This window comes from Microbispora sp. H10885 (assembly GCF_014161415.1).
Lineage (GTDB): Bacteria > Actinomycetota > Actinomycetes > Streptosporangiales > Streptosporangiaceae > Microbispora > Microbispora triticiradicis.
The window spans coordinates 143,899-169,288 of record NZ_JABBWY010000013.1 but is presented as its reverse complement, the minus strand read 5'-3'; the positions used below and the strand labels follow the sequence as shown (position 1 = coordinate 169,288).

Genomic DNA, 25,390 nt, shown 5'->3' with positions numbered 1-25,390 from the left:
ACGCGCCCGATCCACTTCGATCACTCCCATGAGGCGCGAGCCTAGGAGCGACAGCGTGCCCGTGGTGCTACCAGGATGTTACGGAAAAGTTAATCGTCCCCCGGCCTTCCCCGCGGGGCCGAAGGACGATCGACTCGTGTCTCAGTCGAGGTAGTCGCGCAGCACCTGGGACCGGGACGGGTGGCGCAGCTTGGACATCGTCTTCGACTCGATCTGGCGGATCCGCTCGCGGGTCACGCCGTAGACCTTCCCGATCTCGTCGAGGGTTTTCGGCTGCCCGTCGGTGAGGCCGAACCGCATCGACACCACGCCCGCCTCCCGCTCCGACAGCGTGTCGAGAACGGAGTGCAGCTGCTCCTGCAGCAGCGTGAAGCTGACCGCGTCGGCCGGGACGATGGCCTCGGAGTCCTCGATGAGGTCGCCGAACTCGCTGTCACCCTCCTCGCCCAGCGGCGTGTGCAGGGAGATCGGCTCGCGGCCGTACTTCTGCACCTCGATGACCTTCTCAGGGGTCATGTCGAGCTCGCGGGCCAGCTCCTCGGGCGTGGGCTCGCGGCCGAGGTCCTGCAGCATCTGCCGCTGGACCCGGGCCAGCTTGTTGATCACCTCGACCATGTGGACCGGGATGCGGATGGTCCGCGCCTGGTCGGCCATGGCCCTGGTGATCGCCTGCCGGATCCACCACGTGGCGTACGTGGAGAACTTGTAGCCCTTGGTGTAGTCGAACTTCTCGACCGCGCGGATCAGGCCCAGGTTGCCCTCCTGGATCAGGTCCAGGAACAGCATGCCGCGCCCGGTGTACCGCTTGGCCAGCGACACGACCAGGCGGAGGTTGGCCTCCAGCAGGTGGTTCTTGGCGCGGTGGCCGTCCTCGGCGATCCACTCCAGCTCGGCGCGGACGTCGACCGGGAGGTTGTCGGCCTCCTGGGCGAGCTGCTCCTCCGCGAACAGGCCGGCCTCGATCCGCTTGGCGAGCTCGACCTCCTGCTCGGCGTTGAGCAGGGGCACCTTGCCGATCTGCTTGAGGTAGTCCTTCACCGGGTCGGCGGTGGCGCCGGCCGCCGCGACCTGCGCGACCGGCGCGTCGTCATCGTCGTCGGTGAGGATCAGCACCTCGTCCTCGGACTGCACGAGCGCCTCGGCCTTGGGCTCCTCGCCCTCGGTCTCGGCCTCGGTCTCGGCCTCGGTCTCCTCGGTCTCCGCCTCGGACTCGATCTCGACGTCCTCGACGTCCAGCTCGAAGTCCTCGATGTCGACGTCACCTTCGAGGTCGATGTCCTCCTCGTCCTCGGCGACGTCGGCGGACTTGGGCTTGGAATCGGCCTTGGGCGCCTTGCCCTCGGGACCGGCGGCGGGGGCCGCCGGGGTTGCCGTGGGCGCGGCCTTCTTGGGCGGGGCGGGCTTGGCTGCCGCCGCGGCGGGCTTGGCCGGGGCGGCCTTCTTCGCCGCCGGCTTGGCGGGGGCGGGCTTGGCGGCCGGCGCGGAGTCGGTCACCACGGCGGTGACGGTCTCCGGCTGCGACTCCTTGGCCGCCGCGGACTTGGTGGTCTTCTTGACGGGCGCGGTGGTGCGGCGCTTGGCTTGACCTCGAGAACGCTTGGGAGCCGCGGAGTCGGCGGCCGTCACCACGACGGTCACGCCCTCCTTGCTGAGGCTTCGCAGGAATCCAGCGGCTTGCGACATCGGGATGTCCGCTTCCTCGAAGGCCTTGCGGACATCCTCGGACTCGAGGAAACCCTGCGAGCGCCCACGCTCGAGGAGCTGCTGAATCACTGGCTCGTTCAGCTCCGACGGCTTCGAGCGAGTCGAACTTGCAGGCGACACGAACACCTCTCGAACGAACGCATGGCGAGAATGGACCCAGGTTCTTCTTCTTTTCCGGTGGTGTGGTCGCGCGAACCGCGACATGCCATTGTGGCACGCCAAGGTCCGTGATACGGCCGCGTCCCGCCGGTTGCCCCTCCACCCTAGGCCGACCGAGAGACTACTGCGTACGGACGGAGGTCACTGATACCCGAAAGCAACCGTTATGACTGTTTCATTCAGTCACTCTTCGTGGCCGGTGGGACGTGGACCGCGAGTACCGTTACGTCGTCATCCTGTTCATACCCGGACAGCATGCGCTCCACCAGGAAATCGAGCAGCATATGTGGACTGGCCACGACTTCCGGCGGCGCTTCGGCCACGACGCTTGAGAGTTCCCTGAGCCCGGCGTCCAGACCGCGCTTGCGGTTCTCCACGAGCCCGTCCGAGTACAGCACGGCCGTGTGCCCCGGAGGGACGCAGAACCGGTACTGCTTGCGGCTGGTGGCCCAGCCGAGCGGCGTGCCCGGCTCGGTCTCGTGCAGCAGGCCGACGCCCTGCGGCGAGACCAGCAGCGGCGGCGGGTGACCGGCCAGGGCCAGCGTGCCCTCCCCGGTTCCAGGCTCGACGACCATGTACGCCAGCGTCGTGACCTGCTCTTCCTCCTCGGTGGCCTCGAAGACCCGGTCCAGCCCGGTGAGCACCGCCGCGGGCGGCGGGTTGGTCAGGGCGAGGGCCCGCATGGCGTTGCGGATCCGGCCCATTCCCGCGGCGGCCTTGACGCCCTTGCCCATGACGTCGCCGACGACGGCCGCGACCCGCCCGTCCTGCAGGACGAACGCGTCGTACCAGTCGCCGCCGACCTGCACGTGGCGGGAGCCGGAGCGGAAGCGCTGGGCCAGCTTCAGGCCGCTCACCACCGGCAGCCGGTCGGGCAGCAGGCTCCGCTGCAACGTTTCAGCAGTCCGGTGCTCACGCTCGAACAGCGTGGCCCGCTCGACCGCGAGCGCGCACTGACCGGCGAGCGCCTCCAGGAAGACGCCGTCCTCCTGCGAGATCTTCTGCGACCGGTTGAACGAGAACCGCAGCGCGCCGAGCGCACGACCGGCCGCGAGCAGCGGCAGGCCCACCCAGGCCCGCTCCTCGGTCTGCTCCAGGAACTTGGCGATCTGCGTCTCGTCGGCGCCGGCGTCGACCAGCTGGGTGCGCAGGCTGTCCAGGGACTCGGCGAAGACGGGCCTGCGGCTGTTCACCGCCATCGTCATGACGCTGGGGTGGGCGAGGTCGATGTCCTCGCCCGGTGCGTCGGGGGTGCCACCGCTGTTGATCACCTTCAGGGTGGCCCTGTTGTCGTCGAGCAGGGCCACGGCCTAGTGGTCGGCGGCCAGCGCCGTCCGCCCGACGTCGATGATCACCTGCACCACCTGCTCGACCGTCAGCGCCTCGGCGAGCTGGGCCGTCGCGCCCTGGAGCCGGGCCGTGCGCAGGGCGGCCGCGCCGAGCTGGTCGGTCAGGCGTCCCCGCATGTCCTCGGCCTCGCGCTGCGGCGTGACGTCGGTGTTCGCGCCGACCCACTCCACCACGCGGCCGAGCCGCATGATCGGGACGGCCCGCACCTCGAAGTGCCGGTAGCCGCTGGCCCGGGTGCGCACCCGGTAGCTCCACTCGAACATCGTCCGGCCGCGCAGCGCCTCGCGCCACGCCTCGTCGGTGCCGGGGCGGTCGTCCGGGTGCACCGCCTCCAGCCAGCCGTGCGCGAGGTACTCCTCCAGGCCCTGGCCGGTGACGGCCCGCCACTGGGGTGCGTCCTCGATCACCCCGCCGTTCGGCGAGGTGATCCAGACGAGCTGCTGCTGCGACTCCACGAGAGAGCGGTAGCGTTCCTCGCTGCGCTCCAGCACTTCCTTGTTCATCTGCCGTTCGGTCAGGTCCACCCCGAACAGGGCGGTCCCGAGGACGCCGTCGTCACCGCGGAGCGGGAAGAACGACACGGTCCAGTGCCGCGCGTCGCCGTTCTCCGCCCTGGTCGGGTACGGCTGGTCGGTGACCGGCAGGCCCTCGTCGGCGATCCGGCGCAGCGCCGACTCGATCAGCGCGGTCAGATCGGCCGGCAGCAGCTCGGCCGGGAGGCGGTCGAGATGCAGCTCGACAGGATGACCGGTCAACTCGGTGAAGGTCGAGTTGACTCGGACGAACCGCCCTGAAGGGTCGAAAAACGCGAAGGCGAAGGGCGCCTCCGACATCAGGCCTCTGAAGAGGTCGGAGTCTGAGATGTCCAAACCGGACTCCCGGGGCCGGGGCACGGAGGTTTCGGCGCTCATGGTCGGCACCTCCGTCGCGTGCCAGCGTCTCCCACGAGGCACATCTCCATAACTGTGTTTGGTAGCGCGATCTGCCCTACATCATCGGCGATCGGCATGCGCGGACGGAAGCCCCGCCAGCCATGCGGTCAACGCATCCTGTCAAAAGACCGGCACCTCGCGCAGGAAGATCCGGCCTACTTCTTGGCCGCCCGCTTCGCCTCCTGCTTGGTCGTGGGGACCGGTCGCAGGCTCTCGGCGTCGGCCGGGCCATCGTAGTGCTCGGAGAGGTGGGCCGCGAGTGCCCGGACGCGGGCCGTCGCCGCCCCTGGACACCGGTGGACGGCGAGCAGGGCGGCGAACTGGCAGGGAGCATGACGAACGGAGGGTTGACACAGCCGCGGAAAGAGGTGGAATTGGGGGCGGCAGGTCCCCATTCAGCGAGGAATGCAGTCGATGCCCGTACTCGCAGCACGAATCGATGGCGGCCCATCGCCGGAGCCGAGGCTCCGGGAGCTGGTGGAACCGGTGGTCAACCGGCTCGCCGCGGAGTTCCTGACCGTTCCCCTGTCCACCGTCGCCCGCTGCGTCGCCGACGCCTGGGCCTGCGGTGAGCACCTGGGGGTGGCGGTCACACCGGAGATCGCCGGAAGGGTGGCCCGTGAGCGCCTCCTGGGACTGGTGAACTCGGCGCCGCCTTCCCGGCGCTGAGGCGCCGTACGGCGCGCCGGCGGCGGCCGTACGGCACGGCAGGGGCGGGAGCGGCAGATAACGGGGAAGTCACCGGGCCGCGTTCATGGTGCCCTTCCCGGCGGGAATGCGAGAGGGTGGTGACCGTGAGCGAGCGGAGCGAGATCTCGTGAGTCACCGGCGCCGACGTGACCCCCGGGGGACCCGGCCGCCGGACGACGTGTTCGCGGAGATGCTGCTGGCGGCCAGGGAGCTGCTGGCCGTGCGCAGCCCGCTCGACGCGGAGCTCATGGTCTCCGACATGCTCGGCGCGTGGTGGGGCAGGCGGCTGCGCGGCGGCGACGTCGAGCAGATCCTCGGCGAGGGCCTGGTCGACTACGCGGCCAAGGCGGGCACCCCCGCGGCCCTGTCCCTGCTCGTCTCCGTCGCCTACCTCGGCACCGCCCGGCAGGCGGCCAAGGCGGAGGGCGCGGCGCTCGCGCTGATGGAGTCCGGCGTCGCCCGGCCCGGCTGGGCGGACCGCGTCGGCGCGGTCAAGCCGGCCGGCTGCTACGTCTCCAGGGACGTGTACGGCGACCAGGACACCGTGGTCTGCACCTTCGCCTACAACGGCGAGGACAGGCACGCGCTGGTCGTGGTCGTCGACTACAACATGGGCGGCATGGCCCGGGACGCCTGGGTGTCCTCCCAGGTCGACAAGCTGCTCGACCAGGCCAGGCTGGAGGCGTCCGGCAACGAGCTGCTCCGGTTCGAGGAGCTGGAGCCGCAGCAGGCGCGGGCGCTGCTGGAGTTCGCGATGAAGGCCGCCAGGGCCGCCGCGCACAACCGCAAGGGACCGAAGCTGGTCAGCGACAGCTACAGCGCCTACCACGCCTTCGCCCGGGCCCGGATCAAGGCGCTGCCGCCCGGGCGCCTGCGGCCCGCCCCGGCGCACACCGAGGCCCCCTACAGCCGCGACCGCCGCGCGATGCTGGCCGCCGAGTTCCTCGCCTCCGACGCGGCGGAGAACCTGTCGGACCCGTCGGCCGCCTCGCGGTGCGCCGACCACATCATCGAGTACGGCTGCGACCAGGACTTCGGCCGGCCGACGCGGGTCAGCCCGACCAAGTGCGAGACGTTCCTGCTGGACTGGCTGCCGCGCAAGGTCCTGCTCACCCCGGCCGAGCAGGACGCGATGCCGCACGTGCTGTCGGCGTGGGTCCGCTTCGCGGGGCCCCGGATCGGGCTGCCGGAGCAGGGCGTGCGGGCGACGCTCGACGCGGTCTGGGAGGCCATGGGCCGGTTCACCGAGGCCTACCGGGACCCGGCCACCTTCGGGCTGGACCGCTCCCTCGTGGAACGGCTCCTGCCCGACGGCGACCTGTCGGCGCTGGCCCGGCGGGCCTTCGCGTTCCCCCTCCTCCAGGGCATGCGCGGCGCGACCAACCTCGACCTGCTCAACCCGGCGGACGAGGCGGACCGGCGGATCCTGCTGGAGATCGACCACACCGGCGAGCTGGGCCGCGCCGACCTGGAGGAGCACCTGGCCTGGCACGAGGAGATCGCGAGCCGCCTGTGGGTCGGCGACCCGCCCCAGCTGTGGGAGGCCGCCCAGCGCCTGCTCGACCTCGGGCACGACCGGCACGACGTGCTGCACGTCCTGATCGAGATCGCCGAGCGCATCGGCGACCACCCGGACGAACTCGCCGCCGCCCTCGACGACATCGCCGACATCCCCGACGAACCTCCCCTCTGACCCCTGCGGCAGGATGGACATGGCCGACCGGGAGACCACCGAGCGAGCCGGAGGGGCGCGCCGGTGTCTGGACCGAGGAGCGCGCGGGAGCGAAGCGACCAGAGCGCGACGAGGGAAGACATCGGGCGTGAGCGCCCCGATGAGCGAAGCGGGAAACACAGTGGTAGTGATGGATTTGAACGCCGATCTCGGGGAGGGCTACGGGATCTGGCGGCTGGGCGACGACCTGGCCCTGCTCGACCTGGTGACGAGCGCGAACGTGGCGTGTGGCTTCCATGCGGGCGACCCGCTGATCATCCGCCGGACCTGCGCGGCGGCGGTGGACCGCGGCGTGGCGATCGGCGCCCAGGTCTCCTATCGCGACCTGGCGGGCTTCGGCCGCCGGGAGATGGAGGTGGACCCGGAGGAGCTGTGCTCCGACGTGCTCTACCAGCTCGCCGCGCTCGACGGGATGGCGAGGTCGATGGGCGGGCGGGTGTCGTACGTGAAGCCGCACGGCGCCCTGTACAACCGCGCCTGCCGTGACGAGGAGCAGGCGGAGGCCGTGGTGGCGGCCGTCACGGCCTTCACTCCCGCCGCCGCGGCGCTGCCGATCCTCACGTTGCCAGGGTCGGCCCTGGCGCGGGTGGCCGGCCGGCACGGCGTGCCCACGGTGGCCGAGTGTTTCGCCGACCGCGCCTACACGCCGGAGGGGACGCTGGTGCCGCGGCGGCGGCCGGGCGCGGTGCTGCACGACCCGGACGAGGTCGCGGCCCGTGCCGTGCGGATGGCCGTCGAGGGCGTGGTGACGACGATCGAGGGCGGCGAGGTGCGGGTCGGCGCCCGGTCCGTCTGCGTGCACGGGGACACTCCCGGCTCGGTGCGGATCGCCAGGGCCGTCCGGCAGGCCCTGTTGGACGCGGGTGTCGTGGTGGGGCCGTTCGCATGACCATCCGGGCGGCGGGCGAGCACGCGCTGCTGGTGGAGACCGGCTCGCTGGAGGCGGCCCACCGGCTGGACGCGCTGCTGCGGGCCGATCCCCCGCCGGGGGTGGAGGACGTGGTGCCCGGCTCGCGGACCGTGCTCGTCGTGGCCCCCGCCGCCGATCTGCCGCGCCTGGAGGCGCTGCTCGCCTCGCTCCTGCGTACGGCGCTCGCCCCGGCGGGCGCGGGCGGGCCGGGGCGGCTCGTGGAGATCCCGGTGGTCTACGACGGGGCGGACCTGGCGGAGGTCGCGGCGCTCAGCGGCCTGCCGGCCGAGGAGGTGGCCGCCAGGCACGCCGCCTCGGAGTTCACGGTGGGCTGGCTCGGGTTCGCCCCCGGCTTCGCCTACCTGATCGGCCTGGATCCGGCGCTGCACGTGCCCCGGCTGGCGGTGCCCCGCACCAGCGTGCCGCCCGGCTCGGTGGCGATCGCCGGGTCGTACTCCGCCGTCTACCCGGCGGCCTCTCCTGGCGGCTGGCGGCTGCTCGGGCGTACGGACGTGCGGGTGTGGGACGCGGCGGCCGACCCGCCGGCGATGCTGCCGCCCGGCACGCGGGTGCGGTTCCGGCCGGAGGCGGGGCGGTGACCGCCGTCGTCGAGGTGCTGGCGCCGGGGCCGTACGCGACCGTGCAGGACCTGGGGCGGCCCGGCTACGCCCATCTGGGGGTGCCGAGGTCGGGGGCGGCCGACCGGCCGAGCCTGCGGCTGGCGAACCGGCTGGTCGGCAACGCGGAGACCGCGGCGGGCATCGAGCTGACCCTTGGCGGGGCGGCGCTGCGCTTCACCGCCGGGACGTGGGTCGCGGTCACCGGGGCGCCGTGCCCGGTGGAGGCGGCCGGGCGGCCGGCCGGGACGGACGCGCCGGTGTGGGTGCCGCCCGGCGGCGTGCTGCGGTTGGGCGTGCCTCGCCGGGGCCTGCGGACCTACGTGGCGGTGCGCGACGGGATCGGCGTGGAGCGGGTGCTGGGCAGCCGCTCGACCGACTCGCTGTCGGGGATCGGGCCGCCTCCGCTGCGGGCGGGTGCGACGCTGCCGGTCGGCGCCGGGGCCGTGGCCGCCGCGATCGTCGCGGACTTCGCCGCCCCGCCGCCGCTGCCCCGCCACCCGGTCGTCCGGGTGCTGCCGGGGCCGCGCGACGACTGGTTCGTCCCGGAGGCGCTCGCGGCCCTGTGCGCGGCGGCGTACGAGGTCACGGCGGACAGCAACCGGGTCGGGGCGCGGCTGCGCGGCGTCCCGCTGGAGCGGGCCAGGTCCGGTGAGCTGGCCAGTGAGGGCATGCCGCTCGGCGCCGTCCAGGTGCCGCCGGGCGGGCAGCCGATCGTGTTCCTGGCGGATCACCCGCCGACCGGGGGTTATCCCGTCGTCGGCGTGGTCGCCGCCGCCGACGTGCCACTGGTCGCCCAGGCGCGGCCGGGCGACCTGCTGCGGTTCCGGCTGGTACGGCGGGCCGCCCGCCACCATGAGGCGGCACACCACCGGGGGACGGCGGACCGTCCCGGCGGCGCCCGTCAGGAGGCGTAGCCGATGTCCTCGTACCTGAGGTCGTAGAAGCCGCCGGCTCCGATGTTGGCCAGCGCGGACCGCACCACCACGCCCTGCGGGCACTGGTAGAGCGGCAGCACGTTGACCTCCTTCCAGACCAGCCGGTCGGCGTCGTTGAGCAGGCCGGGCACCTTGGCGGGGTCGAGCACGCTGCCGGCGCGGTACATGGCCTGGTCGATCTGCCTGCTGCCGCTGCGCCCCAGGTTGGAGTACCACTCGACGTCGTCGCCCTTGCCGCGCTCGCCGTCGGCGTAGACGTCGAAGGCGCCGGACACCGGGTAGGGCGTGCTCGGGTAGGCGAAGGCGGTGAGGTCGAAGTCGCCGGGGATGAGGTACTTGCCGAAGAAGTCGTTGAAGGGCACCTTGCGCACCTCGGTCCGCACGCCGACGCGCTGCAGCATCCGCCCGGCGGCCTGGGCCTCGGCGAGGCTCGGCGGGATTCCGTCGGGGACGACGAAGCGCAGCGTGAGCGGCTTGCCGTTCTTCGTCCGCGCCTTGCCGGACATCTTCCAGCCCGCCTGGTCGAGCAGCCGGCCGGCCAGGGCCGGGTCGTAGCCGCCGGTCTCCGCCGCGTTGGCGTGGTAGCCGTACTGGCTGTTCATGAGGAAGTGGTTGTCCAGGGTCACCGTCGGCCAGCCGAGGCCCTTGAGGTCGGCCTGCATGAGGGCGCGCCGGTCGAGCGCCGCGGCGACGGCCTGGCGCACCCGGACGTCGGACAGGACGGGGCTCTCGCCGTTCATGGTGAACTGGCGGTACTGCGTGCCGGCGGCCTGGCGGACCACCGCGTCCCACGCCTCCCTGACCCGCGCGTAGTCGTCGGGGGACGGGCCCACCTCGAACACGTCGACGTCTCCCTTGGTGAACGCGCGCACCATCTGGTCGGGCCGCACCGTCCGGAACACCATGTGGTCGAGCTTGGGCCGGTTCCCCCACCAGCCGGGGTCGCGGGCGAGGGTGACCGTCCTGCCCTTGGCGTCGAGCCGCTCCACCCGGAACGGCCCGGCGGTCACCGGGATCCGGTTGATCCAGTCGGAGTTGAACGCGGCCGGCGTCGCGTTGGTCACGCTGGGGTACAGCGGCGTGAACAGCGACTGCCACTCGTTGAACGGCTGGGCGAGGGTGACCACCACCTCCCGGTCGCTCGACCCCCGGGCCACGCTCTGGATGTTCTCGTAGGCGATGGCCGCGTCGACCCGGTAGTCGTGGTCGCGCCCGCTCATCGCCTTCCACTGGGCGGCGAAGTCGTTCCAGGTGATCGGTTTGCCGTCCGACCATCGCGCCTTGGGGTTGATCGAGTAGGTGACGACCTGCCGGGGAGAGGTGGCGGTGATGCGGGCGTTGGTCACGTAGTCGGTGTCGAGGGACGGCCGTCCCCGCTCGTCGGACCGGAACGTGCGCGGCATGAGCGCGTCGGTCACGGCCTCGACCGCGTTGCCGTCGCCGTCGACGTGGTTGCGGTTCCACTGGGTGGGGAAGTCGACGAGCCCCCACCGCAGGGTGCCGCCGTCCTTGACCTTGTCCCGGGGCAGGGGGTTGATGTCGTACGCCTTGACCGGGGAGGGGGCGAGCGCGCCGTCCTGTTCACCGGGCCCCCGCTGCGCACCACACGCGCTCGCGGCCCACACCGCCGCGAGCAGGGCCAGGGCGACCGGCCATCGTGGTCTCACGTGTCTCTCCGCTCCTCCGGCTACCCTACGAAGTAGATTAGTAGCAGAAAGTGACGATCGCCGTCAGCGGGACACGCATCGCCGCGACGCGGCTCTCCCCCGGATCAGGGCGGCTCGCGGATCAGGACAGCTCGTCCACCGCGCTGCGGACGTCCTCGCTGGTTATCGTGGTCAGCTCGGCGGCGTTCGCCGTGCCCTGCGCGGCCAGGCGCACGTCGCGCCGCAGCGCCGCGCGCTCGTACAGCGAGCGGGCGAAGCGGCCGTTGCCCAGCCCGTCGATCAGCCCCTCACGGCAGACCCAGTCGAAGACGTCGGCCAGATCGCGCCCCGCGGAGGCGTCGAACCTGTCACCGGCCGCGGCGGCCTGCAGATTGGCGATCTCGGCCAGCTCGGACGGCGAGTAGGACGGGAACGCCACCCGCTGGTTGAACCGCGAGGCCAGGCCGGGATTGGTGGCGAGGAAGGCGTCCATCTCGCGCTCGTAACCGGCCAAGATGATCACCACGCGGTCGCGGTCGTCCTCGGCCCGCTTCAGCAGGGTCTGCACGGCCTCGGCCCCGAAGGCGTCTCCCCCCGAATAGCCGGAGTTGACCAGGCCGTACGCCTCGTCGACGAACAGCACGCCGCCGAGCGCCCGGTCGACCAGCTCGTTGGTCTTGATCGCGGTGGCGCCCAAGTGCTGGCCGACGAGGTCGGCCCTGGACGCCTCCACGACGTCGGGCCTGGCGAGCAGGCCGAGCGCCGAGAAGATCCGGCCGAGGATCCTCGCGACGGTCGTCTTGCCGGTGCCGGGCGGGCCGGCGAACACGAAGTGCCGCATCTGCGACTGGACCGGAAGGCCCTGCTCCTGCCGCATCCTGGCCACCTTGAGCTGGGCCGTGATCGCGTGGACCTGCCGCTTGACCGGCTCCAGCCCGGCCATCCGGTCGAGGTCCGCGAGCGCCTCGTCCAGCGTCGGCGTGGCCTGGTAGCCGCGGTAGCGCGCGGTGATCTCGTCGAACGCCTTGGTCACGTCGCCGGCCGTGATCGTCACCAGGTCCTCGCCGCGCGGCGCCCCGCCCGCGCTCACCACCCGCACGTCGCGCGCCTGCGCGGCCGCCTCGGCGAGGCTGCGGGCGAAGCGGGCGTTGCCGAGGTCGTCCACGAGCCCCCGGCGGTGGACGTCCTCGAAGAAGCGGCGCAGCACGGGACGGGCCTCGGGGGCGAGCCGGTCGCCCCGGCGCTCCTGCAACGCCTCGGTGATCTCCAGCAGCTCGCCGGGGTCGTAGCTGGGGAAGCGGACCCGGGTGGCGAACCGGCTGGACAGCCCGGGGTTGGACGACAGGAAGTCGTTCGTCTCGCGCTCGTATCCGGCGAGGATGACGATGAGCCGGTCACGGTCGTCCTCGGCCCGCTTGAGCAGCGTCTGCACGGCCTCCGCGCCGAACCGGTCGGGCTGGCCGTCGCCCGAGTTGATCAGGCCGTACGCCTCGTCTACGAACAGGACCCCGCCGAGCGCCCGGTCGATGAGCTCGTTGGTCTTGATCGCGGTGGCGCCGAGATACTCCCCCACGAGGTCGGCCCGCTGCGCCTCGACCACGAAGGGCGTCTCCAGCAGACCGAAGGCGTAGAAGATCTTGGCGAGGGTGCGGGCCACGCTGGTCTTGCCCGTCCCCGGCGGGCCGACGAACACGAAGTGGCGCATGGGCCGCTCGTTCGCGTAGCCCGCCTCCCTGCGCAGCCTGGCCGCCTCGATGGACGCGGCGATGGCCCGCACCTGCTCCTTGACCGGTTCGAGGCCGATCATGGACTCCAGTTCGGCGAGAGCCTGCTCGACGGTGATCGGCGGCGGGTCGCCGGTCTCGGCCGCGGCCGGCCGGTGACCGCCCGCCCTGACCTGCTGCCTCTCGTGGGCCTCTCCGCCGATCGGCTCACGCTCCGCGGCGGCGCGCACCCTGCGGGCCAGGATCAGCCGGTAGAGGAGCACCGCGGCGGCCGCGCCGTACGCGCCCCACAGGGCGGCGGAGGAGGACAGCGGCGACAGCGACAGCGCGGCCAGCCCGGCGGCCGCCAGGGACATGAGCGTCGTCAGCCAGGGCGGCACCCAGCGGATCAGGTGGGCCGAGATCGCGACCAGCACGCCGAGCAGCATCAGCAGGCCGGGCACGGGCGACTGCCCGCCGTACACCACCATGAACAGCGGCAGCAGCAGGCCCCACGCGGCGAGCACCAGCACGGTCGCGGCGGCGCGGGGATAGCTGAGCGCCAGCGCGACGAAGGCCAGCGCCGTCACGGTGCCGATGAAGGTGGGCATCAGCGACCAGTTGAGGGCGGCGGCCACGCCCATCACGGCGACGAGCAGCACCACGAACAGCACGCGCCGCGCGAACGGCGGAAGGTGGAAATAGCGGAAACGCACCTGTTCGAACAGATCACGTGCCGCAGTCCGACTTAAGAGGCTCGCCGCCCGTGCTCTGTCGGAGTCCCGCATCGACGCCTCCCCGCTTCGACCCCGGTTATACCGCACGAGGGAAGGGAATGGGTGGACCCCGCGCGGCACGGTGGACGAGGCACCCGCCGGTCCCTGTGATCACCTGGAACGATACGGAACCGGCGCTGTGTTCCCGACATCACCGGAAGGGCTGAGAGATCCCCTTCCCATGGCTTAAGCTGCCACGCATGTTCCAGCGGGGCCGCGAGCACTGAGCGGTTTATGATCATGGTTTCGGTCGGGTCCGTCACCGTCCGCGCGGCGGGCGCCCTGCGCGAGCCCCGGGTCAGCCGGTGGTCGGTCCTCGTGCTGCTGTGTTTCAGCCTGCTCCTGATCGCGGTCGACGCGACCGTGCTGCACATCGCGGTCCCCGCGCTCACCGCCGCCCTGGAGCCGTCGTCCGTCCAGCTCCTGTGGATCATCGACGTCTACTCGCTGGTGGTCGCGCCGCTGCTGGTGACGTTCGGCACGCTGGGCGACCGGTACGGCAGGCGGCCGTTCGTGCTCGGCGGCTACGTGGTGTTCGGCCTGGCCTCGCTGGCGGCGGCGTTCGCCGCGACGCCGCTCGCGCTGATCGTGGCGCGGGCCTTCCTCGGCGTCGGCGGCGCGATGATCATGCCGGCGACGCTGTCGATCATCCGGCAGGTGTTCACCGACCGGCGGGAGCGGGCCGTCGCGCTCGGCGTCTGGAGCGCCGTGGCCGCCGCGGGCGCGGCCGTCGGGCCGCTGATCGGCGGGGTGCTCGTGGAGCACCTGTGGTGGGGCGCGGTCTTCCTCATCAACGTGCCGCTGCTGCTGGTGGCCCTGCCGTTCGCCGTACGGATCCTGCCCGCCTCGCCGAGGCGGGCCGACCACCCGTGGGACGCGCTCAGCGCCGCGCTGTCGACGCTCGGCATCCTGTCGGTCGCGTTCGGGCTCAAGGAGGCGGGATCGGGGCACACGCTGGGCCGGGGCCCGGCGCTCGTCGTCCTCGTGGCCGGCGCCGCGATGCTCGCCTGGTTCGTCCTGCGCCAGCGGCGGCTGGCCTTCCCCCTGCTCGACATCGGGCTGTTCGGCCAGCGCGGCTTCGCGACCGGCGTCGGCTGCGTGGTGCTGGCCGTCTTCGCGCTGGTCGGCCTGGAGCTGATGCTGGCGCAGTATCTCCAGCTCGTGCTGGGGCTGTCCCCGCTGGAGGCCGCCGTGCGGATGCTGCCGCTGATGGTCGCGGCCGTCGCCGGGGGCCTCGCCGCCGCGCACGTGCTGGGGCGGATCGGGCTGCGCGCGACGGTCGGCGGCGGCCTCGCGCTCACCGCGCTGTCCCTCGCCCCGGTGCTGACCTGGGGGACCGAGCAGCACCCCGTGATGCTCATCGCGTGTTTCGCGGGGATCGGCTTCGGCGTCGAGGTCGCCCTGCTCGCGGCGTCGGACACGATCATGGCCTCGGCGCCGGAGTCGCGGGCCGGCGGCGCTGCCGCTATCGAGGAGACCGCCTACGAGCTCGGAGCCGGCCTCGGCATCGCCGTACTCGGGACGATCACCACGATCGTGTACGCCCCGTCCCTCGGAACCGTCCCCGGAGTCCCGTCCGGCCTCATGACGCAGGCACGGGAGTCGCTGGCCGCGGCCGCGCACGTGGCCGGGAAGGCCGGCGGCGTCACCGGGGACGCGCTCCTGGCCGCCGCCCGCGCGGCCTTCGTCACCGCCCTGCACAGCACCGTCGTCGTCAGCGTGGCGCTGCTCGCGCTCACCGCGCTGGCCGTGGCCCTGCTGCTCCCCCGTCACCCGGCCGGCGAACCCGGCACCGAGACCCCGGCGCCCGAGCGCGCGGACGCCTGACCTGGTCCGCGCATGACGGCGACCGGGCCGGGGAGAGTATCCGGGCAAGCCGCCGCCCCCCAGCCCCCAGGATGAGAAGCCGTGAAGAAAACCTTGCACGACCTGGCCTCGCTGGCCGCCCGCATGGGCGTCGGCGGGATCTTCTTCGCCAACGGCTGGCAGAAGCTCGAAGCCGGCCTCAACGCCACCCAGGCGCAGTTCACCGAACTCCACGCGCCCGTCCCCTACCTCTGGGCGGCCGTCACCATGCTGGTCGAGCTGGTGGGCGGCACGCTGCTGATCGCGGGTCTCGCCGTGCCGGCCGTCGGGCTGCTGCTGTTCGCCGAGGCCCTCGCCGTGTTCGTGGTCACCGCCGGTGACACCGGCCTGCCCCTCACAGGTGGCGCCATCGAGCTGATCGTGGCGCTCGGGGCGGCGTCCGTGCTGCTCGCCGTCACCGGCGGCGGCCGCGTCTCGGTGGACCACATGGTGGTCATCAAGCGCCGCGAGGCGGAGGCGGCCGGCGAGTTCGCCGCCGACGCCGAGGCCGACGCGGTGATCGCCGCACTGCGCCCGCAGTGGCCCGGCGAGGACCGGGAGACACGTGGCACCCGCGACGCCGGTGAGTCACGCGGCGAGGCCCGGCAGCCCCGCGAGTCCCGGGAGGACCAGGACGCGGGGGCGGGCACGCCGGACCCAGCGGCGCGGCCCTCCGGTTCACGGCCCGGCCCCCGAACCGGCCCCCGAACCGGCCCCCGAACCGGTACGGACACCCCGGCGGCCCCGGAGACACCGGCCGGTCCCGCTTCCTCCGCGGCCGCACCGGAGGACCGGACGGACCCCGCCGGCGATGCCCCCGGAACGCCCACGGGCGGGCAAGCTTCGACGACGACCCGCCGGGCCGCCGCGCCCCGTCCGCGCCGTACCCGGCGCGATGACGACACGACGACGGAGAGCCGCGCCGAGGCGCCGCCCGCCCGCTGAAGGGGGTCGCCGCGAGGGGGTCAGGGCTCCCGTGACAGCGGCAGGCGCAGCAGGAAGCGGGCGCCCCGCGGGCTGTCGATGATCGTCAGCGTGCCCCCGTGGCTCTCGGCGATCTGCCGGGCGATCGGCAGGCCCAGCCCGGCGCCCCCGGCGCCCCTGCTCCGGGCGGTGTCCAGGCGGGTGAACCGCTGGAAGACCCGCTCGCGCTGGTCTCCGGGGATCCCCGTGCCGTCGTCGAGCACCTCCAGCACCGCGGTGCCGGACAGGAAGCGGGGGTCGCCGTCGGGCGACTCGTCCCGCCGCACCTCCAGGCTCACCGAGGACGCGGCGTGCCTGTCGGCGTTGTCGAGCAGGTTGGTGATCAGGCGGCCCAGCCGGATGCGGTCGCCCCGGACGGTCACCCCGGGGGGCAGCCGCGGGACCATCGTGTGCACGGCCCGGCGGTGGCCCAGTTCGTCGGCCACGAGCCGGCCGAGGTCCAGCGGCTCGCGTTCGCACGGCGCGCCGGCGTCGAGGCGGGTCAGCGTCAGCAGGTCGGCGGCGATCGCCTGAAGGCGGTCGATGCTCCTCAGCACGGCCTCGCCGATCTCCCGTACGTCGGTCTCCTCGGGGGCCAGCAGCGCGTCCTCCACCTGCGCGCGGATCGCGGTGATCGGGCTGCGCAGCTCGTGGGAGGCGTCGGAGGTGAAGCGGCGCTGCTGGTCGAAGGTCTCCTCCAGCCGGTCGAGCGTGTAGTTGACGCTCCGGGCGAGGTCGTAGATCTCTCCCCTGCCCGCCGGGACCGGCACCCGCCGGCCGAGCTCGGACATGTTGATCTCGTCGAGCTCCGCGCTGATGGCCTTCACCGGCGTGAGTGCCCGCCTGACACTGCGCCGGGCGCCGTACGCGACCGTGGCGGTGACGAGCGCGGACCCGGCCACCAGCCCGGCCACCAGCCCGGGCGGGACGTCGAAGGTCCGCACCGGCGCGGCGCTGTAGACGGTCCAGTCCCGGCCGTCGTGGTAGACCCGCTGCGCGACCACGACGCGGCACCGCCCCGCGCCGAACACGCCCCCGCAGACCTCCTGGACGGTCCTGAGCTGCGGCGCCTCCGGGCGGAACCGCGCCATGGGCGGCTTGCCCCGCATGTCGGGCGTCGCGGCACGCACCTGGCCCCCCGGGCCCACCACCTGCACGGACCCTTCCAAAGCCGGGGACTCGGGCGGCAGCACGGCTCCATCCCGCGCGCGTTCCACCTGGTAGGCCGCCCGCTCACCCGCCGCAGTCACCTCACTGACGAGGTGCCGGGAGGCCGCCTGGTGCAGCGCCCACACCAGCACGACCGAGAACGCCACGCACAACAGGGCGACAGCCGTGCCGGTGAACAGCGCGACACGGCTCTTGATCGACCACTGATCCCCAAAACCCACGCGATCGCCTACTCCGGGAACGGCCTTCCATGGCCGCATCCCGAAATCTACGCCAAACACCTTAATTAGGATGCAATAGTACAAACTTGAAGATTCACCCCTAATTGCCGCAAATCATTCCCTACGCAACGCGAACGGCAAGCGTGTAAAGCCGCCTTCCGGGCGGCGGGCCGAATGGTGGAATCTGGGGGCATGAACAGTGCGGGACCGTTGCCGGTCATCGACGTGAGCCCTTTCACCGGCCCTTCCACGCCTGACGGCGGCAGGGAGCGCGCCGGCGTTGCGCGCCGGATCGAGGCGGCCTGCCTCGACAGCGGCTTCTTCTACGTCAGCGGTCACGGGGTGCCGGACGACCTGATCGCGCTGCTCCGGGAGGCGGCCGCGCGTTTCTTCCTGCTGCCGCCCGAGCACAAGATGCGGATCTCGATGGACCGGGGCGGACGGGCCTGGCGCGGATACTTCCCGGTGGGGGGCGAACTCACCTCAGGCCGCCCCGATCTCAAGGAGGGCCTCTACTTCGGCGCCGATCTCGGCCATGAGGATCCCCGGCCGCTGCACGGGCCCAATCTCTATCCCGAGGAGGTGCCGGAACTGCGCGCCGCCGTACGGGCGTACATCGACGCGCTCACCGGCGTGGGACAGGCCGTCATGCGGGGCGTGGCCCTGAGCCTGGGGCTGGAGGAGGACTACTTCGCCTCCGGCTACACCGCGACGCCCACGGTCCTGTTCCGGATCTTCCACTACCCGCCGCCCGCCGAGTCCGGACGGGGCGAGTGGGGGCCGGACGAATGGGGGGTCGGCGAGCACACCGACTACGGCCTGCTGACGCTGCTGCTGCAGGACGACAATCCCGGCCTGCAGGTGCACACGGCCCGCGGCTGGATCGAGGCGCCGCCGATCCCCGGGACGCTGGTCTGCAACATCGGCGACATGCTCGACCGGCTGACCGGCGGCCTCTACCGGTCCACTCCGCACCGGGTGCGCAACCACACCGGGCGGGGCAGGCTCTCCTTCCCCTTCTTCTTCGACCCGGGCTGGGACTGCGAGGTGCCGCCGCTTCCCTCCCGGCCCGCCCGCGAGGGTGGCCGTCCCCGCTGGGACGGCCTGGACCTGCGCGCCTTCACCGGGACGTACGGCGACTATCTGACCGCCAAGGTCGCGAAGGTCTTCCCCCACCTCGGCGGCCGGGTGCTGCCGCACCCGTCAGCCGGGCGCGAAACCGTGTGACCCGCGACACGGTCCGGTCGGCCACGGTCCTGGCCGGCACGGGCCGGTCGGCCACGGTCCGGGCTGCGACCGGCCGGGGTCCCGGCCGGTCGGCTACCGGTCGCGGCGCTCCGGCTGGAGCGCGTCCTGCAGGTTCCCCGCGACCTCGCACAGGCTGGGCAGTTCGCCGCCGTGCGCGATGTGCCCCGCCACCACGCGCCGCAGCAACTGCCTGAGCGTCTCCCGCTCCGGCTCCTCCAGCGGGGCCAGCAGGTGCGCCTCGGCGCGTTCCATCGCCTCGGAGACGTCCGCCAGGCGCGCACGGCCGAGATCGGTCGCCACGATGAGGCGGTTGCGCCGGTCACACGGATCGGGACGCCGCTCGACGAGCCCGGCCTTCACCAGGTCGTCGACCAGGTAGACCATCACGGTCCGGTCCAGCCCCAGCTGGCGGGCCATCTCGATCTGGTTGCGCGCGCTCTCGTGCACCGCCGCCGACAGCACCTGGTAGCCGCGGTGCCCGGACGGCAGCGCCTCGGCGGCGCGCTTGGTCACGGTGATGTGGGCATGCAGCGCCTGTCCCAGCAGCCATCCGAAGTCGATCTCCAGGCCCGCGGGCAGCTCACACGCCAGTTCACTCACGCCTCCCATGATATCCGGCGACTTGACAGATGCTCTTCTATGCAGACAGTCTGACTTACAGACGATCTGAACGGAAGGCGATTGCCATGTCTCATCTGCTGCACATCGACGCGTCCGCACGCGCCAAGGGGTCGGTCTCGCGTGAGATCGCCGCGACGTTCCGGGACGGCTGGACGGGAACGGTCAGCCACCGCGACCTGGGCGCCGAGCCGCTGCCGCACCTGAGCGGCTCCGCCATCAACTCGCGATGGAGCCCGGCGGACCAGCACAGCGCGGAGGAGCGCGCGGCCGCCGCGCTGCAGGACGCCCTCGTGGACGAGCTGCTGGCGGCCGACGCCTATCTGTTCGCCGTGCCCATGTACAACTACGGCGTCCCGTCGACTTTCAAGGCGTGGCTCGACCACGTCCTGATCGTCGGGCGCACCGTCGGCGTCGCGGAGACCCCGGTCGCCGGACGCCCCGCCACGCTCGTGCTCAGCAAGGGCGGCGGGTACCGCCCCGGCACGCCGCGAGAGGGCTGGGACTACGCCGAGCCGTACCTGCGCCGGATTCTCGGCGAGGTGCTCGGCCTCGATCTGCACGTGATCGCGGCCGAGCTCACGCTCGCCGACACCACGCCGGCCATGGCGGACCTGCGCGGCCTGGCCGCCGAGTCGCTCGCCGCCGCGCACGCGGCGGCCGGCGCCCGGGTCCGGTCCCTGGCGGCGGCGTAGGGAGGAGGGCGCCGTCAGTCCGGGAGGCCGCCGCGGGCGATGACGTCGCGGTACCAGCGGGCGCTGTCGCGGGGGGTGCGCTCCAGCGTGTCGTAGTCGACGCGGACGATGCCGAACCTCTTGTGGTAGCCGCGGGCCCACTCGAAGTTGTCCAGCAGCGACCACACGAAGTATCCGCGCAGGTCGGCGCCTCGGTCCATCGCCGACCGCGCGGCCCGGAAATGGGTGTCGAGATAGGTGATCCGCCCGGGGTCGGACACCCCGTCGGGGAACGCGGCCCCGTTCTCGGTGATCATCAGCGGGGTGCCGGGATACTCCCGGCACAGCCGTACGAGCAGGTCTTCCAGGCCGGACGGGTTGATCTCCCAGTCCATCTCGGTGACCGGCCCGTGCGGGTCCTCCCAGGCGATGCCCTCGCTGCCCGGATACTCGGGGTGCCCCTCCGCCGAGGCGTCGGCGACGACCCGGTTGACGGTGTAGTAGTTGACGCCCAGCACGTCGATCGGCTGCGCGATCGTCGGCAGGTCGTCCAGGTTCACCTTGGTGAATCGTTCCAGATGAGCGAGGACGTCGGCGGGGTACTCGCCGCGTAGCACCGGATCGAGGAACAGCCGGTTCGCCAGGCCGTCGATCAGGCGGGCGGGCTCGGGGTCGCCGAGGATCGGGGTGAGGTTCAGCGTCAGCGAGACCGACTCGGCGCCCCCCGCCCGCAGGGCCTGGGTGCCCAGGCCGTGCGCGAGCATCAGGTTGTGGGCCGCGGTGAACGCGGCGGCCGGGTCGGTCACGCCGGGCGCGTGCCGCCCCGAGCCGTGCCCGACGAAGGCCGACACCCAGGGCTCGTTGAGCGTCGTCCAGGTGGCGACGCGGTCGCCGAGACGCGCGTGGACGGCCGCGGCGTAGTCGGCGAACCGGAAGGCGGTCTCCCGGTTGGTCCAGCCGCCCATGTCCTGCAACGACTGCGGCAGGTCCCAGTGATAGAGGGTGGCCACCGGCGTGATGCCCCTGGCGAGCAGGGCGTCCACGAGCCGGTCGTAGAAGCCCAGGTCGGCCAGGCGCGGCCAGGCCACCGAGAACCGGTACGCCTTGAGCCCCAGCCAGGCCATGATCTCGACGTCTTCGAGGTAACGGTTGTAGTGGTCGCAGGCCACGTCGCCGGTGTGGCCGTCGCTGACCATGCCGGGCGTGTGGGAGAAGGTGTCCCAGATGGAGGGGACCCGGCCGTCGGCGTGGACCGCTCCTTCGATCTGGTACGACGCGGTCGCGGCCCCCCAGAGGAAGCCGTCGGGGAATGTGATCATCGTGAACTTTCGCGAATCGTCAGCCGTGGTTCGAGGAGCGTCGACTCCGGGACGGCCTGGCCCTCCAGCTTGGCCATGAGCAGCCGGACCGCCTGACGTCCGACGTCCTCGGCGGGAACGAGCACGGAGGTCAGCGCGGGGCTGGCCCGCTCGGCGATGTCGTCCGGGCAGATCGCCACCACCGAGACGTCCTCGGGCACCCGCCTGCCGAGGATCCGCAGAGCCCCCAGCACATGGCCGGCGGCCGCCTCATTGTGCACGACGAGCCCGGAAAGCTCCGGCCGTTCGTCGAGCAGCCGCTTCACCGCGGCGTGTACCTCGTCGAACGACTCCTCGCACGGCCAGGCCCCGGCCTTCAGTCCGTGCCGCGCCGCCGCCTCGGCGAACCCGGCCATCGTCCGCTCGGCGAAGCCGGTGCCGCGCTCGTAGACCACGGACGGCGCGCCGAGCAGGGCGATCTCGCGGTGCCCGAGATCGGCCAGGTGGTCGGCGCACAGCGCGCCGGCCCGGGCGAAGTCGAGGTCGACGCAGGTCAGCCCTTCCGGATCGGCCGGGAAACCGATCAGCACGGCCGGCTCGGCGAGCCGGCGCAGCAGCGGCACGCGGGGGTCGTGGATCTCCACGTCCATCAGCAGCAGCCCGTCCACCAGCGCGCTCGCCGCCACCCGGTGCAGCCCGTCCGGCCCCTCGTCGGCCGTCATCAGCAGCACGTCGTGGTCGTACTGGCGGGCCGTGGTGACGACCGAGGTCGCGAACTGCATGAGGACCGGCAGGTTCATGCCGGCCCGCAGCGGCAGCACCAGCGCGATGACCTTCGCGCGCTTGCTCGCCAGGGCGCGGGCGCCCGCGTTGGGGTGGTAGCCGAGCACCCGGACGCTGTCCAGGACCCGCTGCCGGGTCGTCGCCGAGATCGCCCGCTTGCCGCTCAGCACGTACGAGACCGTGCTGACGGCGACTCCCGCGTGCTTGGCGACGTCGGCGATCGTCACGGTCCTCACGGGCGGAGCCCTCCGAGGAAAGTCAGCGTGCTCACCGTGACCCCCTCGCTTTCGTACACCACATAAAGATCGCGCACTCCGGCCGCTCCCGCCAGGGGGGTGTTCACCTCGACGAAGTCGTGCCTGGTGGCCGTGGGCGGGACGGTGACCGCGCCGGCCACCTCGCCGGTCAGGGGGTCGTCGAGCCGCAGCGTGACCACCCCGCCCTCGTCGCTCGACACCCTGAGCGCGCACGTCCGCGGGCCCGCGTCGCCGGGAACCGGGCCCCCGCCCGGGTCCCCGCCGAAGTCGCAGTCGCGGAAGGCGATCCAGGCCCCGGGCGAGACGGAGCGGACGGCGTCCCCGGCGTCCGGCGCCGCGTCACACAGCACCACCCCGTCGTACTCGTCGTGGCCGGCCGCGTCCAGTGGCCGGCCGGTGAGAACCCGCGGCGGGATCCGCTCGCCCCGCACCCGCAACGGCGCGCACAGCCGGATGTCCCCCGACGACGCGCCCACCTGCACCGTGTGCGCGGCGTCCTCCACCACGAACCGGCCGCGCGTGACGTCCCAGAAGGCGAGGCCGGCGACCGGCACCTCCACCTCGACCGTACGGCTCTCGCCCGGCGCGAGCCGCACCTTGGCGAAGCCGCGAAGCTGGCGCAGCGGCTGCTTCACCCGGGAGCGCCGCTGGTGGGTGTAGACCTGCACGACCTCCTCCCCGGTGCGCCCGCCCTCGTTGGTCACGGTCACCCGGACCGTCACCGTGTCGCCCGGGGCGGCCTCCGCCGCGGACAGCTCCAGGCGGGAGTAGGCGAAGCGGGTGTAGCTCAGCCCGTGCCCGAAGGGGTACAACGGCCGGCCCCGGTAGTAGAGGTAGGTGGCGTCGGAGGCGATGACGTCGTAGTCGAGCAGGTCGGGCAGTTCGGCGGCCGAGCGGTACCAGGTCTGGGTGAGACGGCCGCCCGGATCCTCGTCGCCAAGCAGCACGTCGGCGAGCGCGTGACCGTACTCCTGACCGCCGTGCGACGACCAGACGATCGCGGGCACGTGCTCCTGCGCCCAGGTGACCGCGAACGGGTAGCCGCTGGAGATCACCAGCACGGTGGCCGGGTTGGCCGCGTGGACGGCCTTCAGCAGCGCCTCCTGCCGCTCGGGCAGCGCCAGCGTCGTCCGGTCCTCGGTCTCCCGGCCGTTCACCAGGGGGTGGTCGCCGAGCACGACGACCGCGACGTCGGCGCGGGCCGCCGCCTCCGCGGCGCGGGCCTGGCCGCTCTCGACCAGTTCGACGGACAGCACGGACGCGGCGTCGGGGTCGTCGGTCGTGCGCACGACGCCGCCGGCCACGGTGACGTACCGGCCGGAGGAGATGTTGCGCAGCACGACGCCCCTCGGCCGCTCCTCGATGCGGAAGGTCTGGCGCACCTCCCAGCCGCTCGGGCCGGGCTGGTCGTTGACGAGCACGCCGTCCTCGCCTGCCTGCACGTGCCGTCCGTTGGCGCACGCACGGAAGGCGAAGGCGCCGCCGCCCCAGTCGAACACGTCGAAGCAGGACCGCTCGCTCCCGACGTACAGCGGCCCGCCGTCGGGGTCCGGCGACGCTCCGACGTAACCGCCCTCGGCGCGCAGCGCCACCCGGTCCACGCCCTCGTGGTAGACCGTCTCGCACCGCTCCGTGAGCCCCGTCAGCGCCGTCACCTGGTACGGCAGGGTGCCGCTGTACCAGTCCTCGAACAGGGCGCCGGCCAGCGGGCCGACGACCGCGACGGTGCGCGGCGCCGACAGCGGCAGCAGCCCGTCGTTCTTGAGCAGCGTGATCGACTGGCGGGCCGCCTCCCGCGCGAGCCGCCGGTGCTCGGGGCTGTTGACCACCTCGTGGGTGATCTCGTCGTACGGCGTGGCCGGGTCGAACTCCCCCAGCCGCACCCGGATCGACAGGGTGTGCCGTACGGCGGCGTCGAGGTCGGCCTCGGTCAGCAGGCCGCGGTCGAGTGCCGTCCTGATGTGGGCCAGGGTCGCGGCTCCGTCGGCGTCGTCCTGGGTGAAGCTGTCGAGCCCGGCCCTGATCGCGTGCGCGTACGCCTCGGGGAGGTCCTTGTGGTAGCCCTGCGGCGCGGTGAGGTTTCCCGGGGCGTAGGCGTCGCTGACCACCAGGATGTCGTCGGGCGCCCACTCCCGCAGGTGGCTGCCGATCAGCGGCGACAGGTGGGCCGGGCGGCCGTTGACGAGGTTGTACGACGGCATGACCGCCACCGCGGCCCCCGCTTCGAGCGCGGGGCGGAACGCCTTCAGTTCGTACTCGTGCAGCACCCGGGGCGGCAGGCCGCTGGAGGTGACGCACCGGTCGGTCTCGTTGTTGTAGCCCAGGAAGTGCTTCAGCGTCGGCGCCGTCTTGAGCACCTCGTGGCTCCCGCGCAGGCCCTGCGCGTACGCCGTGCCCATCACGCCGGTGAGCCAGGGATCCTCCGAGTAGCCCTCCTCGTTGCGGCCCCAGCGGGGGTCGCGCAGCGGGTTGACGACCGGTGCCCAGACGTTGCGGCCCACGCTCTGCGGGTCCTTGTGGTGGAAGGCCATGACCTCGTCGCCCGCCGCCTCCCCCACCTGGCGGACCAGGTCGGGGTTCCAGGTGCAGGCCAGCCCGAGGGCCTGGGGGAACACGGTGGCCGGCCCGTGCCAGGCCAGGCCGTGCAGGGCCTCGGTGCCGGTGCGGAAGGGCCGCAGGCCGAGACGCTCGACGGGCGCCTGGTACTGGTGCAGCAGGCCTATCTTCTCGTCGAGCGTGAGCCTGGCGAGCAGGTCCGCCGCCCGGTCGGCGGGAGGAAGCGCGGGGTTCCTGAATGCCGGGTCCTGAGCCGGTTCGTTCATCTGGAGACTTCCCCTTCGCGTCGAAGCGCTTCGATGACCTGCCGAAAGAGGTGCCCACGAGGGCGTCGCGAGGATCCGCTGTTCGGTTGGGAAGCGCCGCCTGTCGAAGCGCTTCGAAAGGGCTACCGGACGTTTCCGGTGTGTAAATCCGGGCTTATCCGGAAGATTGCCCTTTCCCTCGTCTCAGGTCAAGACCCGCGTCTCGCCTGTTTCACCGCGATTTCAGTCCCGTACGCGGGCCCTGCGGCGAGCGTGCGCGGCGAGACGGATCACCGGAAGAAGGGCCGCACGGGGACGGGCGCGGACCCCGGCCGTACTTCCGGCCGGGGTCCGC

17 protein-coding genes and 1 pseudogene are annotated in these 25,390 nt (G+C 72.6%); 9 read left to right on the top strand and 9 right to left on the bottom strand.

Going from position 1 to position 25,390, the window contains the following annotated elements:
- Positions 1-141: 141 nt before the first annotated feature.
- Positions 142-1,824 carry an RNA polymerase sigma factor gene (locus HHX37_RS30795; protein ID WP_310740609.1) on the bottom strand — a complete coding sequence of 561 codons (1,683 nt, stop codon included), beginning with the start codon at positions 1,822-1,824 and terminating at the stop codon, positions 142-144.
- Positions 1,825-2,042: 218 nt separating this feature from the next.
- Positions 2,043-4,124: pseudogene (locus HHX37_RS30790) on the bottom strand (SpoIIE family protein phosphatase).
- A 435-nt stretch (positions 4,125-4,559) separates the two neighbouring features.
- Here HHX37_RS30790 and HHX37_RS30785 point away from each other — a divergent pair.
- From HHX37_RS30785 to HHX37_RS30765, 5 genes are all read left to right on the top strand, one after another.
- The gene (locus HHX37_RS30785; RefSeq protein ID WP_182876530.1) at positions 4,560-4,814 is read left to right on the top strand and encodes a hypothetical protein; all 255 of its coding nucleotides are present in this window, start codon (positions 4,560-4,562) and stop codon (positions 4,812-4,814) included.
- Between the two features lie 211 nt (positions 4,815-5,025).
- Positions 5,026-6,528 (top strand): hypothetical protein, encoded by a 1,503-nt coding sequence (locus tag HHX37_RS30780; RefSeq protein ID WP_182882997.1) that lies wholly within the window; start codon positions 5,026-5,028, stop codon positions 6,526-6,528.
- Positions 6,529-6,697: 169 nt separating this feature from the next.
- Positions 6,698-7,456 (top strand): LamB/YcsF family protein, encoded by a 759-nt coding sequence (locus HHX37_RS30775; RefSeq protein WP_182887683.1) that lies wholly within the window; start codon positions 6,698-6,700, stop codon positions 7,454-7,456.
- The gene (locus tag HHX37_RS30770; protein ID WP_182887682.1) at positions 7,453-8,076 is read left to right on the top strand and encodes a 5-oxoprolinase subunit B family protein; all 624 of its coding nucleotides are present in this window, start codon (positions 7,453-7,455) and stop codon (positions 8,074-8,076) included. Before HHX37_RS30775 ends, HHX37_RS30770 begins: the two co-directional genes overlap by 4 nt.
- Positions 8,073-9,011: a biotin-dependent carboxyltransferase family protein gene (locus HHX37_RS30765; RefSeq protein ID WP_182882908.1), complete on the top strand. Its 939-nt coding sequence runs from the start codon at positions 8,073-8,075 to the stop codon at positions 9,009-9,011. The genes HHX37_RS30770 and HHX37_RS30765 overlap by 4 nt, the downstream gene beginning before the upstream one ends.
- On the opposite strand, the gene HHX37_RS30760 is transcribed toward HHX37_RS30765, so the two are convergent.
- Together HHX37_RS30760 and HHX37_RS30755 are read right to left on the bottom strand one after the other, a co-directional pair.
- Complete coding sequence (locus HHX37_RS30760; RefSeq protein WP_182887681.1) at positions 8,999-10,699, bottom strand: ABC transporter family substrate-binding protein; 1,701 nt, start codon at positions 10,697-10,699, stop codon at positions 8,999-9,001. The two genes, HHX37_RS30765 and HHX37_RS30760, sit on opposite strands and share 13 nt — an antisense overlap.
- A 121-nt stretch (positions 10,700-10,820) precedes the next feature.
- Positions 10,821-13,169: an AAA family ATPase gene (locus HHX37_RS30755; protein ID WP_182887680.1), complete on the bottom strand. Its 2,349-nt coding sequence runs from the start codon at positions 13,167-13,169 to the stop codon at positions 10,821-10,823.
- A 222-nt stretch (positions 13,170-13,391) separates the two neighbouring features.
- On the opposite strand from HHX37_RS30755, the gene HHX37_RS30750 reads away from it, so the two are divergent.
- Together HHX37_RS30750 and HHX37_RS30745 are read left to right on the top strand one after the other, a co-directional pair.
- Positions 13,392-14,984, top strand: coding sequence for an MFS transporter (locus tag HHX37_RS30750; RefSeq protein ID WP_220499647.1), 1,593 nt, complete (start codon positions 13,392-13,394; stop codon positions 14,982-14,984).
- 81 nt (positions 14,985-15,065) lie between these two features.
- Entirely contained in the window at positions 15,066-15,947 is an 882-nt protein-coding gene (locus HHX37_RS30745) for a DoxX family protein (RefSeq protein ID WP_182887679.1), read from the top strand.
- Positions 15,948-15,967: 20 nt separating this feature from the next.
- Here the strand turns inward: HHX37_RS30745 and HHX37_RS30740 are convergent, their stop codons facing one another.
- A complete protein-coding gene (locus tag HHX37_RS30740; protein ID WP_182887678.1) occupies positions 15,968-17,356 on the bottom strand; it encodes a sensor histidine kinase in 1,389 nt (462 codons plus the stop codon).
- Between the two features lie 192 nt (positions 17,357-17,548).
- On the opposite strand from HHX37_RS30740, the gene HHX37_RS30735 reads away from it, so the two are divergent.
- Entirely contained in the window at positions 17,549-18,583 is a 1,035-nt protein-coding gene (locus HHX37_RS30735) for an isopenicillin N synthase family dioxygenase (protein WP_220502131.1), read from the top strand.
- Between the two features lie 93 nt (positions 18,584-18,676).
- On the opposite strand, the gene HHX37_RS30730 is transcribed toward HHX37_RS30735, so the two are convergent.
- On the bottom strand, positions 18,677-19,204 hold the full coding sequence (locus HHX37_RS30730) for a MarR family winged helix-turn-helix transcriptional regulator (protein ID WP_279633916.1): 528 nt from the start codon (positions 19,202-19,204) through the stop codon (positions 18,677-18,679).
- Positions 19,205-19,290: 86 nt separating this feature from the next.
- Here HHX37_RS30730 and HHX37_RS30725 point away from each other — a divergent pair, with 86 nt between their 5' ends.
- On the top strand, positions 19,291-19,917 hold the full coding sequence (locus tag HHX37_RS30725; protein WP_182887677.1) for an FMN-dependent NADH-azoreductase: 627 nt from the start codon (positions 19,291-19,293) through the stop codon (positions 19,915-19,917).
- Between the two features lie 14 nt (positions 19,918-19,931).
- On the opposite strand, the gene HHX37_RS30720 is transcribed toward HHX37_RS30725, so the two are convergent.
- Genes HHX37_RS30720 through HHX37_RS30710 form a run of 3 tightly spaced genes read right to left on the bottom strand, consistent with a single transcriptional unit; the run spans position 19,932 to position 25,056 of the window.
- On the bottom strand, positions 19,932-21,215 hold the full coding sequence (locus HHX37_RS30720) for a GH1 family beta-glucosidase (RefSeq protein WP_182887676.1): 1,284 nt from the start codon (positions 21,213-21,215) through the stop codon (positions 19,932-19,934).
- Positions 21,212-22,213 (bottom strand): LacI family DNA-binding transcriptional regulator, encoded by a 1,002-nt coding sequence (locus HHX37_RS30715; RefSeq protein ID WP_117410064.1) that lies wholly within the window; start codon positions 22,211-22,213, stop codon positions 21,212-21,214. Before HHX37_RS30715 ends, HHX37_RS30720 begins: the two co-directional genes overlap by 4 nt.
- Positions 22,210-25,056, bottom strand: coding sequence for a glycoside hydrolase family 3 protein (locus HHX37_RS30710; protein ID WP_182887675.1), 2,847 nt, complete (start codon positions 25,054-25,056; stop codon positions 22,210-22,212). Before HHX37_RS30710 ends, HHX37_RS30715 begins: the two co-directional genes overlap by 4 nt.
- Between the last annotated feature and the right edge of the window lie 334 nt (positions 25,057-25,390).